Origin of the sequence: Kribbella sp. NPDC049174 (assembly GCF_043197365.1) — a bacterium.
Lineage (GTDB): Bacteria > Actinomycetota > Actinomycetes > Propionibacteriales > Kribbellaceae > Kribbella.
This window is the reverse complement of the sequence record NZ_JBICSZ010000001.1, coordinates 614,730-626,058: the sequence shown is the minus strand read 5'-3', so window position 1 is coordinate 626,058 and position 11,329 is coordinate 614,730. Positions and strand designations below refer to the sequence as shown.

General features: G+C 69.6%; 11 protein-coding genes. 2 read left to right on the top strand and 9 right to left on the bottom strand.

Going from position 1 to position 11,329, the window contains the following annotated elements; genetic code table 11:
- Positions 1–186: 186 nt before the first annotated feature.
- From ACGFIF_RS02910 to ACGFIF_RS02895, 4 genes are read right to left on the bottom strand one after another with little or no spacing between them, the layout of a single operon-like run.
- Positions 187–1,353, bottom strand: a complete 1,167-nt coding sequence (locus ACGFIF_RS02910; RefSeq protein ID WP_393150735.1) for an XdhC family protein — start codon at positions 1,351–1,353, stop codon at positions 187–189.
- Complete coding sequence (locus tag ACGFIF_RS02905; RefSeq protein WP_393150733.1) at positions 1,346–2,440, bottom strand: VWA domain-containing protein; 1,095 nt, start codon at positions 2,438–2,440, stop codon at positions 1,346–1,348. Before ACGFIF_RS02905 ends, ACGFIF_RS02910 begins: the two co-directional genes overlap by 8 nt.
- A 7-nt stretch (positions 2,441–2,447) precedes the next feature.
- The gene (locus tag ACGFIF_RS02900) at positions 2,448–3,341 is read right to left on the bottom strand and encodes an AAA family ATPase (protein ID WP_393150731.1); all 894 of its coding nucleotides are present in this window, start codon (positions 3,339–3,341) and stop codon (positions 2,448–2,450) included.
- 38 nt (positions 3,342–3,379) lie between these two features.
- Entirely contained in the window at positions 3,380–4,027 is a 648-nt protein-coding gene (locus ACGFIF_RS02895) for an NTP transferase domain-containing protein (RefSeq protein WP_393150729.1), read from the bottom strand.
- Between the two features lie 82 nt (positions 4,028–4,109).
- Here ACGFIF_RS02895 and nadA point away from each other — a divergent pair, with 82 nt between their 5' ends.
- The gene (nadA, locus tag ACGFIF_RS02890; RefSeq protein ID WP_393150727.1) at positions 4,110–5,291 is read left to right on the top strand and encodes a quinolinate synthase NadA; all 1,182 of its coding nucleotides are present in this window, start codon (positions 4,110–4,112) and stop codon (positions 5,289–5,291) included.
- Between the two features lie 8 nt (positions 5,292–5,299).
- Here the strand turns inward: nadA and ACGFIF_RS02885 are convergent, their stop codons facing one another.
- The 5 genes from ACGFIF_RS02885 to ACGFIF_RS02865 all read right to left on the bottom strand — a co-directional run bounded on the left by ACGFIF_RS02885 (position 5,300) and on the right by ACGFIF_RS02865 (position 9,502).
- A complete protein-coding gene (locus tag ACGFIF_RS02885) occupies positions 5,300–6,487 on the bottom strand; it encodes a glycosyltransferase family 4 protein (protein ID WP_393150725.1) in 1,188 nt (395 codons plus the stop codon).
- A complete protein-coding gene (locus ACGFIF_RS02880) occupies positions 6,487–6,903 on the bottom strand; it encodes an adenylyltransferase/cytidyltransferase family protein (RefSeq protein WP_393150723.1) in 417 nt (138 codons plus the stop codon). The genes ACGFIF_RS02885 and ACGFIF_RS02880 overlap by 1 nt, the downstream gene beginning before the upstream one ends.
- On the bottom strand, positions 6,903–7,634 hold the full coding sequence (locus ACGFIF_RS02875; protein WP_393150721.1) for a CDP-alcohol phosphatidyltransferase family protein: 732 nt from the start codon (positions 7,632–7,634) through the stop codon (positions 6,903–6,905). Before ACGFIF_RS02875 ends, ACGFIF_RS02880 begins: the two co-directional genes overlap by 1 nt.
- A 124-nt stretch (positions 7,635–7,758) precedes the next feature.
- Complete coding sequence (locus tag ACGFIF_RS02870) at positions 7,759–8,277, bottom strand: adenylyltransferase/cytidyltransferase family protein (protein WP_393150719.1); 519 nt, start codon at positions 8,275–8,277, stop codon at positions 7,759–7,761.
- Positions 8,278–8,290: 13 nt separating this feature from the next.
- Complete coding sequence (locus tag ACGFIF_RS02865; RefSeq protein WP_393153621.1) at positions 8,291–9,502, bottom strand: glycosyltransferase; 1,212 nt, start codon at positions 9,500–9,502, stop codon at positions 8,291–8,293.
- Between the two features lie 94 nt (positions 9,503–9,596).
- Here ACGFIF_RS02865 and ACGFIF_RS02860 point away from each other — a divergent pair, with 94 nt between their 5' ends.
- Complete coding sequence (locus ACGFIF_RS02860; protein WP_393150717.1) at positions 9,597–11,294, top strand: right-handed parallel beta-helix repeat-containing protein; 1,698 nt, start codon at positions 9,597–9,599, stop codon at positions 11,292–11,294.
- Positions 11,295–11,329: the final 35 nt, after the last annotated feature.

Here is an 11,329-nt window from a genome sequence, read left to right as displayed (position 1 = left end):
CGGCGGTGAGAGTGGGGTCGGGGTGGTGGTCGGGGATGCGTCGGCGGTCGGGGCGGCGCTCGGGAGGTCGAGGGGTCAGGTGGGGATGGCGTCGACGGGGACCGGGTGGCCGGTGGTGACGGGGACGGGTCGGGTGGCTGGTGGTGACGGGTAGGGCGTGGCGCGGGTGGTGACCGGTGGGGTGGGTCAGTGGTGGATGGGGCCCGGTTGGGTGGAGAGGCGGGTGCCGGCGCCGCCCCAGCGGAGGGCGATGATTTCGGCGGCGATGCTGACGGCGGTCTCCTCGGGGGTGCGGGCGCCGAGGTCGAGGCCGATCGGGCTGGCCAGGCGGGCGAGCTCGGGGTCGGTGAGGCCGGCCTCGCGGAGGCGTTTCAGGCGGTCGTCGTGGGTACGGCGGGAGCCCATCGCGCCGATGTAGGCGAGTTCCGGCAGGCGCAGTGCGACCTCGAGGAGGGGTACGTCGAACTTGGGGTCGTGGGTGAGCACGCAGATCACGGTCCGCCCGTCGATCCGCCCGGCGGCGGCCTCGGCCGTGAGGTACCGATGCGGCCAGTCGACAACCACCTCATCCGCCGACGGGAACCGCGAGGCGGTCGCGAACACCCCGCGCGCGTCGCACACCGTCACCCGATAACCGAGGAACGCACCGAGCTTCGCCACCGCCGCCGCGAAGTCGATCGCACCGAAGACCAGCAGCCGCGGCACCGGTGCGTACGACGACACGAACACCCGCATCCCCTCACCACGCCGCTGCCCGTCCGGGCCGTACTCCAACGTCTCCGTCCGCCCCGCCGCCAACAACCCCCGCGCGTCATCCGCCACCGCATCATCAGCCCGCTCCGACCCCAGACTCCCCACTGTCCCCCGCCCCGCAGCCACCCCACCACCCGCACCCGTCTCCGCCGGCGGTTCTGGGGTTGGGCGGATGATCAGGCGGCGGCCGACGCGGGTTGGGTCGGGGTGGGCGACAACCGTCGCGACCGCGACCGGGCGGCCGGCCTCGACGTCGGCGGCGACCTCGCCCAGCCAGGGGTACGACGTTCTGTCGACGCGCTCGACGAAGATGTCGATGATGCCGCCACACGTGAGGCCGACCGCGAAGGCCGACTCGTCGCTCACGCCGTACCGCTGCAGCACCGGCTCGCCGGACTCCAGGATCTCCTCACCGAGTTGGTAGACCGCGCCCTCGACGCAGCCACCCGAGACGCTGCCGACTGCCTCGCCCTCGGGTCCGACCAGCATCACCGCACCAGGCGGCCGCGGTGCTGACTCGAACGTCGCCACAACGGTGCCCACGGCAACCGACTCCCCCGCGCTCCACCATTCCACCAACCGCTCGAGCACGTCACGCATCGGCGACCACCTTCAGAAGATCCGCAAAGCTGGCCAGGCTGTGTCCCGCGACCAGGTCGTCCAGGTGCGGCAGTACGGCGACGATCCCGGCCTGCACCGGCATGTACCCGGGCTTGCCGCGATGCGGGTTCAGCCAGACCACCCGGTGAGCCAGACCGGCCAACCGCTCCAACTGCGCACCGAGCAGCGACGCGTCCCCACGCTCCCACCCGTCACTGCACACCACCACGACCGCCCGCCGCGCAGTACCGCGCTGACCCCACCGATCCAGGAACACCTTCAGCACCTCACCGAGTCGGGTGCCACCCGACCAGTCCGGTACGACGTCGCCCGCGAGCCGCAACGCGAACTCGGGGTCGCGGTGCCGCAGTGCCGGTGTGACCCGGGTCAACCGAGTGCCGATGGTGAAGACCTCGACAGACCGCGGTGCAGCCCGGACGAGCGTGTGAGCGAGTCGCAGCAGGCTGTCGGCGTACGGGCGCATCGAGCCGGACACATCGACGAGCAGTACGACGCGACGTGGTCTGGTGCCGCGTCGGCGGTAGAGGACTCGGGCCGGCTCGCCGACCTGGCGCAACTGGGCTCGCAACGTCCGCCGCGGATCGATGTCGCCTCGGTGCGACGGGCGGCGCCGGGCGGCGCGACGTACCGGGACCTGTGGGCGGAGTGTGCCGAACAGCCTGGCCAACTCGGCCCGGTCGCTTGCGGACAGTTCGGCGACGTCGCGGTGGCGCAGGACTTCCGTCGTACTCGCGGAGACGCTGAGCGAGCGGTCGTTGTCCTCACCGTCGCCAGCGTCGTCGACGTCGAGGGCGGCCTGCAGCGTCGTCGCACTCGGCGTACGGCGAACAGCCCGGCCCGACCGTTCACCGGCGAACCAGGCGGCGAACACCTCGTCGTACCGCGCAGTGTCGTCCGGACCACTGCACAGGGCAGCGCGGCCGGCCCAGTAGACCTCGGCGGTGGCAGCAGCGTCCAACTCGGCGACTGCTCGGAGGAACAAGTGGACGCGATCGGCGGTGACGGCCAGGCCCGCGTGCCGGAGTGCGGATGCGAAACCGGCCAAGGCGAGGTCTGGTGCGGTCATGGTCGCCTCAGCTCGCCAGCAACCGGTCCAGCGACTCACGCACCCGGTCTGTGTCTTCCCGGTACTTGAGCACCGCCCCCAGCGTCGCGGCCGCCGCCTCGACGTCAAGCGTGTCCGTGCCGAGTGCGTCGAGCGCACGCGCCCAGTCGAGCGTCTCCGCAACACCTGGCGGCTTGAGCAGGTCCAGGTCGCGCATCCGCTGCACCGAGCGCGCCACCTGTTCAGCGAGCCGCTGGGACACCTCTGGTAGCCGGGTGCGCACGATCTCGACCTCACGGGCCAGACCGGGGTGGTCGATCCAGTGGTAGAGGCAGCGACGCTTCAGCGCGTCGTGGACCTCGCGGGTCCGGTTGGAGGTGAGTACGACGATCGGCGGGACCTCGGCGGTGATCGTGCCGAGCTCCGGGATCGTCACCTCGTGCGTCGACAGCACCTCCAGCAGGAACGCCTCGAACTCGTCGTCGGCCCGGTCGATCTCGTCCACCAGCAGTACGGCGGGACTCTCTCGCAGCGCACGCAACACCGGACGGGCGAGCAGGAACCGCTCGTCGAACAAAGACTTCTCGACCTCTTCGAGGGCGGCGGTGGTTTCGACGTCCGGGTCGGCCCGGGTCGCCTCGACGGTGCGCAGGTGCAGGATCTGGCGCGGGAAGTCCCAGTCGTAGAGCGCTTGGGTCGCGTCGATGCCCTCGTAGCACTGCAGCCGGATCAGCTGGAGACCGAGCGCTTCGGCGATCGCGGCGGCGAGGGAGGTCTTGCCGGTGCCTGGTTCGCCCTCGAGCAGCAGCGGTCGGTGCAGGGCGAGCGCGAGGTAGCCGACCGTGGCCAGGCCGTCGTCGGCGAGATACCCGGTACCGCGCAGACGCTCGGCAAGCTCTGCCGCGGAGCCGACGGATTTCATCTGCTCAGCATTACCTGACCCGCCGACGTTGCCAAGGCTCAGCCGGGTCGATGCCCCTCCGGCAGGTCCTCCACCGTGTCCACATCCATCCCATCCGCGAGGTCCCCACACTCGACCTCCACCGGCGGATGCTGCTTGAGGTAGGCCCGGGCGCCCTGGTCTCCGACCGCGGTGGCAATCACCCCGTCCCAGTGGTCCCGCCCGATGAGGACGGGGTGCCCAGGAGACCCCTTGTAGACGGCACGGACCAGAGCCGACCGGCCGGCGTGAGCCGACACACGCTGCAGTACGTCGGCTGTGAGACCGGGAACATCAACAGGAACGATGAGCGCCGCGCTGGGGCCAGGCACGGACGGGGACAGGGAGAGGTGAGGGTGGTGAGTCCCGGCGGTGCCGGGCTGCGGATCAGGGTGGTGCTTGAGGGCAGCCAGGCCGGCTCGGAGGGAGGCGCCCATGCCCTCCTGCCAGTTGGTTGCCTCGATCACCTCGACCGAGGCGTCCAGTTCAGCCGCGACCTGCTCCGCGGAGGCGCCGACCACGACGACCACCGGAGAGCAACCGGCAGACGTCAGCAGGCGACTCGCACCCACCACCCAGGCCACGCCGGATGGGTCGCGGATGAGGGCTTTCGGCGTACCCATGCGGTGCCCGGCACCGGCGGCCAGCAGCAGTCCTGCGATCTTCACTCTCGGAGGGTAGCGATTTCACACTCTGGGCAGTGACGTGTACCACGCGGGGGTGGGGGTGGGACGTGGCACGATGTTTGACGTGACGACTACTGCGGATGGCCCGAAGGCGCTTCCTCTGTTGTTCCTGGGACAGAACACCGACCCTCACTCGGAGCGGGGTGTCGAGTGCCCGGGGGCGCTGCCGCCGGCCTCCGACCCGGATCTGGTCGAGCGGGCGCTGAAGGCGAAGGCGGCGCTCGGTGACCAGGTGTTCGTCCTCGGTCACCACTATCAGCGTGACGAGGTGATTCAGTTCGCCGATGTCACCGGTGACTCGTTCAAGCTGGCCCGGGACGCCGCGGCCCGGCCGGACGCGCCGTACATCGTGTTCTGCGGTGTGCACTTCATGGCCGAGTCGGCCGACATCCTCACCAATGACGCACAGACGGTGATCCTGCCCGACCTCGCGGCCGGGTGCTCGATGGCGGACATGGCCCGGATCCAGCAGGTCGAGGCGGCCTGGGACGCGCTCGCCGACGCGGGTGTCGCCGACGTGACCGTGCCGGTCACCTACATGAACTCCAGCGCCGATATCAAGGCGTTCTGCGGCCGCAACGGCGGCGCCGTCTGTACGTCGAGCAACGCGGACACCGCGCTCGAGTGGGCCTTCGAGCAGGGCGAGAAGGTGTTGTTCCTGCCCGACCAGCACCTGGGCCGCAACACCGCCGTACTGAAGATGGGCCTGAGCCTGGACGACTGCGTGGTGTACGACCCGCACAAGCCGGGCGGCGGCCTCACTCGCGAGCAGCTTGCGGCCGCGAAGATGATTCTGTGGCGCGGGCACTGCTCGGTGCACGGCCGCTTCACCGCCGCGTCGGTCGACGACGTACGGGCGCGGGTCCCCGGCGTCAACGTGATCGTCCACCCGGAGTGCCAGCACGAGGTCGTCACCAAGGCGGACCTGGTCGGCTCGACGGAGTACATCATCGACACCCTCGCGGAGGCCGAGCCCGGTACGTCGTGGGCCGTCGGCACCGAGCTCAACCTGGTCCAGCGGCTGGCCAAGCAGCACACCGACAAGAACATCGTCTTCCTCGACAAGACGGTCTGCTACTGCGCCACCATGAACCGGATCGACCTGCCGCACTTCGTCTGGGCCCTGGAGAACCTGGTCGCCGGCCACGTCGTCAACCCGATCAAGGTCGACGCCGACACCGAGAAGTACGCCAAGCTCGCCCTCGACCGCATGCTCGCCCTCCCGGGCAAGACCGCTCGGGACTAGACACGGCCTTAGTGCGAGACCCGCGCTGGGGCGTACCACGCGGCGAGGATGTCAGGTAGTCGATCGGGGCCCCAGCGGTCGACGGGGGTGATTCGACCCTGCAGGGAGGCCAGACCGCGAGCGAGTTCGCCGACCACGTCGCCTCGCCAGGACACCGCGACGCCCTCGCCGGGGCCGACGATGACCGACGGACCACCGCGGTCCAGGCACACGACCGGGCAGCCGGAGGCGAGGGCCTCGGTCACCGCCCAGCCCGCAGCCTCACGCAACGCCGGCGCGAGCAACGCGTCGGCGCGGAACATCGCGGCCAGGACGTCCTCGCGCGGCAACTGACCCATGAACTCGACCCGATCGCGGACACCCAGTTCCTCCGCGAGCCGCTCGGCACGTCCCCAATCCGGGCCGTCACCGATGATCCGCAGCTCCCAGTTCGCAGCCTCCGGACGCGCGAGCGCGCTGATCCCGAGCAGCACACCCTTCCACGGGATCAACCGCCCGACGAACAGCGCCGTCTTGATGCCCGGGGCACCAAACGGCTCATAGGGACCGGATGCGGTGAAGCGACGGATCGCGACGTTCGGCTGGACCGCGATCTCGCGCGCGTACTTGCGGAACACCTCGGCCACATCGTTGTTCTGGGCAACCATCAGGTCGGCGCGCTGGGCCAGCTTCCGCCCGGTCAGATGACGGCGGATCCCGGTGTACATACGCCGTACCAGCTCGGCCACCAGGCCGCGCGGCCCGAGCCAGTGCGCCATCGACAACGGCGCCGTGGTCGACCCGCCGACCGGACCCCAGATCACCTTGGCGGAGGACTCCTCCACCACACCCGCGGACATCCAGTCGACCGCGAAGGTCAGATGGTGGATCACGTCGAACGAATGCTCCGCATGCAGCTGTCGCGCCGTCCGCCGCGCCAATCCCTGCCACAGCGGGTAGTACCAGTACACGTCGGCCGGCCGGCGACGCAGCTTGAGCACCCACTTGGGCAGCTCCAGCGGTACGACGGTCAACGACGGAACCGGCCGGATCGCCAGTTCCTCCGCGATCTCGTGCGCGAACTTGCCGCGCGTCAGCAGCCACACGTCGTGGTCGCGTGCGGCAGCCTTCGCCCAGGCCCAGCCCGCACCCGGCTCCGACCCGCCCGTGGGCCGGCACGCGTACGCGCTGAGCAGGACCTTCGGCCGGGTCGACATCAGCCCATCCCCTCCAGCAACCTGCGCAGATCCGTGCTCGAGGTCGAGGCCGTGTACGGGAAGTAGTGCACGCTGGCACCGACCTCCCCCAACAGCCTCTCCAGTCTTGTCCCCTTCTCGGTGCCCTTCCAATCGTCACCCTTGAACAGGACGTCGTAGCGGAGCTGCTTCCACATCTCGAACTTGTCGCTGGACCAGTCGCTGACCACCTCGTCGACCAGGCCGAGGGCCCGGACGACCTCCATCCGCTCGTCGTGCGGGACCACCGGCGGCCGGCCCTTGATCCGGGCCACCACGTCGTCCTCGACCACGCCGGCGATCAGGTGGTCGCAGTGCTCCCGGGCCCGGCGCAGGATGTTCAGGTGACCGATGTGGAACATGTCGTACACACCGGGTGCGTACCCGACCACGCCCATCAGCCGCGCACCCCCGGCGCCAGCAGCGCCATCTCCCGGTACCACTTGGCGATCGCCGCGGCCAGGAACAGCAGGTTGGCCGCGAGCAGCGCGCCGTACAGGACGGCGAACAGCGACGGCCAGGCGAAGGTGAGGAAGACCAGGCACAGGACGCCGTAGTCGGTCGGTGCGATCAGCAACGACTTGAGCACGGAGTCGCCACGATCGTTGGGCTTCTGCCCACCCCCGTGCCGGCGGCGGAGCTGATCGATCAGGATCAGCCCGAAGAACAGCACCGACGACATGCAGACGTAGGCCAGCGGGATCAGCAGCACGAACTCGTTGCTGAAGGCGTCGAAGCGGTAGAACGAGATCAGTACGGCGCTGTGCAGCAGCACGATCTTGACCGAGTCGATCATGTGGTCGAGCCACTCACCCAACGGCGATCCGCCACCGCGCAGCCGGGCCAGCTGACCGTCCGCGGAGTCGAGCCCGTATCCGAGCACGAGCAGCGCGGTCACCACCAGCGCGAGCGGCACCGACGGCCGCACGGTCGCGACCAGCACGATGCCCACCAGCGAGCAGAACCCGGACGCGAGGCTCACCTGATTCGGCGTCCGCCGGCCCAGAAAGGCAGCGGCCGCGAACACCCGTCCGATCCGGCGGTTCACGAACCGCGAGTACGCCGGCGTCCCAGCCGACGGCTTCTGCGCACGGGACAGCTCGCCGACGACGTCCCGCAGCCCGGTCATGGGGCCTCCCGCCCTGGACTGAGGAGCGTAGGGAGCGAAGCGACTGGAGCGACGAGGGAAGGGCGGGAGTCAAGGCCCCATGACCGAGCCGGCGCCGGAGGCCCGGCCAAAAGCACGGTCGCGCTCATGCCACTGAGCTGCGCGACTGCCGCTGGTCGATCGCGGCGCGCAGGATCGGGCTGCGGGACACGCGGCCGGCCGGCAGGACGCTGACGAGGTCGGCCGGAATCCCGTCGAGCTCGTCGGCGCCGAGCACGCCGTCGGTGCCACTGGCAGCGAACACGGTCTGTACCCCCAGTACGCCGGTCAGCCAGTCGGGCCGCACGCCGTCCACCACGACCACCTTGTCGACACAGCGCAGGTGCTCGAGGATCTGGGTCCGCTCGACCAGCGGCACGAACGGCCGCGCACCCCAGGCGTCGAACGCCCAGTCGTCGGTCAGCACGCCCACCACCAGCCGGTCGCACGCCTGTCCGGCCCGTCCGAGCACGTCGAGATGCCCGACGTGGAACAGGTCGAAGACCCCGGCCAGAAATCCGACTCGCGACAAGCTGCCATCCCCCAGCACCTGAGCTGTCCCCAGCAAACGATCTTCCCCCACGTGACCCCGCACGTCCTCGCCGACCTTATACCTTGTGCTCACAGCCCACCCAGCGTCATGCGTCGTGCTCACGGCCCGCCCGGCGTCCCCGGCGGGACCGGCCGCCGTCCGCGTGCCGGGCGATCGCATCGGTATAGATCCTCTCCGTGGCCGCCAGGTCGCGCTCCGGGGTGAAGCGGTCGAGGTAGACCTGTCGGGCTCGTTCGCCGAAGGCTACCGAAGTGATGGGATCGCTCACCAACCCGAGGGCCTTCCGCAGTCCGTCGGGATCCCCGGGCTCGGTCAGGGCCCCGGTCTCACCGTCGTCGACCAGCTCCGCCAGCGCACCCAGCCGGGACGCGACCACGGGCACACCGTGCGCGAACGCCTCCACCACCACGAGTCCGAAGGTCTCATACGAACGCGCCGGTACGACGGCGACGCGCGCGGACCGCAGGACATCCATCCCTTCGGCCCACGGTAGTTGACCTTTCACCTGAATCGACGAGTCCCGCGCGGCCCGCGCCTCCGCCTCGGCACGCAGCGGGCCGTCACCGATCACGACCAGCGTGCCGAGGGACGAGTCCCAGGCCTGCAGCAGATCCGCGAACCCCTTGTCCTCCTCGAGCCGGCCGAGGAACACCACCGCATCGCCGGGGCCCTGACGGACGTCGCCCGAGTGGGGTACCGCGTGCGGCTTCACCACGATCTGGTCCGGATCGACGCCATGAGCGACGTACCGCCCGCGGACGAACTCCGAGGGCGCGACCAGCGTGGTGACGTACCGCTGCCAGGTGCGGAGCGTGTTGTGCACGCCGATGCTGGTCGCCAGCGGCAGCGTCTGCACCCGAGACTCCCGATAACAGCCGTGCCGGACGCCGGCCAGCGGAAGCCTGCCGACGCAGGATTCGCACGGCCGCCCGTCCCGCTGCAGCACCGCGTTGGCGCACATCAGCCGGAAGTTGTGCAGCGTCGCCACCACCGGCAGGTCCAGCCGGTACGCCGCGCGCAGCACGGACGCGCTGAACAGCGGGAAGGTGTTGTGGACGTGCACCACATCGGGCCGCTGCTCCTGCAATAGAAGTGTTAAATCGCGTTCCGCCGAAAATGACCAAACGGAGCGGAACGGTAACAGTGCGCGATCTTTCCGGCCCATCTCGGCGATATCGTCGCTGTTTCGCACGTACAGGTCGATGTCATGTCCTGAGTTACCCAGCAAATCAACCGTTTGCGCGACGACGGTGTTCTCGCCGCTGGGTTGACCCGTCCGGTAACGGTTGTGCAACATGGCGACCCGCATGGCACTACCTTAAGTCTCGCGGTGGCTACACCTGGTTCCGAGGACTTCCCGGGCGGGTGCACCGCACACCCCGGAGGGTGCATTGAGGAAGTTGTGGTTCGCAGCGCTTATCGCGGCTGCGCTCGCCGTTGTTACAGTCGCGCTTCCGGTCATCGCCAACCAGAAGAACGCCACAGACGTCGCGAAGTCACGCGACCTCAGCGACCCGACGGCCTCCGGCGTCCTTCCCTCGCACCGCACCTCCAAGACGCCCGCGGCCACCGTCCCGCCCAAGGCGCCGGCCTCCACCGTGCCCTCGAAGAAGCCGGCCTCCACCCCGCCGGCTTCCAGCACTCCCAAGCCGACCACCGCGCCGACCACGACCAAGGCCCCGACCGTCCCGAGCGCGGACGAAGGCGACGCCGGCCCGGCCTTCGCCGGCCCGTGCAGCGGCGTGGTGATCAAGCCCGGCCAGAACGCCCAGTCGATCGTGAACTCCAAGCCCGCCGGTACGACGTTCTGCTTCGCGGCCGGCCTTCATCGCATCACCGAGACGATCCGGCCGAAGGCGGACACCACGCTGGCCAGTGCCGACCGCGCCGTCCTGACCGGATCCGTACCGCTGACCGGCTGGGCCAGGTCCGGCGCCACCTGGGTGGTGCGCGGGGCACTTCCGGCGGCGTACGGGATGAGCGGGCAGTGTGAGGACAACAAGGCGAACATCTGCCACCTGCGCGAGCAGGTCTTCGTGGACGGCGAACACCTGACCCGGGTGGCGAGCGCGGCCGCGGTCAAGGCCGGCAGCTTCTACGCCGACTACGCCGCCAATGCGATCTACCTCGGCAGCAACCCGGCCGGACACGAAGTGGAGATGTCGAAGACGAAGACCGCGATCGAGTCCGGCTCGACCGGTGTGGTCGTCCGCGGCCTCACCATCGAGCACTTCGCCAGCGCACCGCAGGCGGGCGCGCTCGTCTCCGGACCGGGCTGGAAGGTGGCCGCGAACGACGTCCGCTGGAACCACGCCGTCGGCGTGATGCTGGTCAAGGCGAACAACACCCGGGTCGAGAAGAACCTGATCCGCAACAACGGCCAGCTCGGCCTGGGCCAGTACAGCTCGGCCGCGGCGACCGTGACCCGCAACGTGATCACCGGCAACAACACCGACGGGTTCTGGATCGCCGACTGGGAGTCCGGCGGGATCAAGTCGACCCGGTCGTCCGGCACCGTGAGCGGGAACCTGATCAAGGCCAACAAGGGCATCGGGATGTGGGCCGACGTCGCCGACGACGGCCGGGTGATCAGCGGGAACAAGATCATCGGCAACGCCGCCGACGGGATCCGCTACGAGATCAGCCGCAACGGCACCATCGAGAACAACACGATCAGCGGCAACGGCTTCGGCACCGGCCGCGGCTCGGGGACGTCGCTGTGGGACGGCGGCGGGGTCAACATCAACACCTCGTCCGGAGTCACCGTCCGGAACAACGTTGTCTCCGGCAACGTCAACGGGGTCACGATCCAGTCCCGGACCCGCGGCACCGGACCGTGGGGTACCTACCTGCTGCGCGAAATCCAGGTCACCGGGAACACCATCGAGATGACCGGCGGCAGCCAGAGCACCGGCATGGTGAAGAACTCCGGCGCCGAGGTGCCGGCCGGCGAGGTCGTTTTCAGCGGCAACAAGTACGTGCTGGACGCGCTCGGTGCGCAGCGGTTCGCGCGGTTCGGCACCAAGCTGACCGCGGACGGCTGGCGGCAGGCGGGCCTCGATGCGCTCGGCAAGTTCCTGCTGAACTGAGCAGAATCGATTGCCGGACGCAACAGAAAGTGCAG

Bases quoted from the DNA above. Each gene is read 5' to 3' on its own strand.
- ACGFIF_RS02900 (WP_393150731.1), bottom strand. From the start codon at position 3,341: ATGAAATCCGTCGGCTCCGCGGCAGAGCTTGCCGAGCGTCTGCGCGGT.
- ACGFIF_RS02885 (WP_393150725.1), bottom strand. From the start codon at position 6,487: ATGTCGACCCGGCCGAAGGTCCTGCTCAGCGCGTACGCGTGCCGGCCC.
- ACGFIF_RS02875 (WP_393150721.1), bottom strand. From the start codon at position 7,634: ATGACCGGGCTGCGGGACGTCGTCGGCGAGCTGTCCCGTGCGCAGAAG.
- ACGFIF_RS02905 (WP_393150733.1), bottom strand. From the start codon at position 2,440: ATGACCGCACCAGACCTCGCCTTGGCCGGTTTCGCATCCGCACTCCGG.
- ACGFIF_RS02865 (WP_393153621.1), bottom strand. From the start codon at position 9,502: ATGTTGCACAACCGTTACCGGACGGGTCAACCCAGCGGCGAGAACACC.
- ACGFIF_RS02910 (WP_393150735.1), bottom strand. From the start codon at position 1,353: ATGCGTGACGTGCTCGAGCGGTTGGTGGAATGGTGGAGCGCGGGGGAG.
- ACGFIF_RS02880 (WP_393150723.1), bottom strand. From the start codon at position 6,903: ATGGGCGTGGTCGGGTACGCACCCGGTGTGTACGACATGTTCCACATC.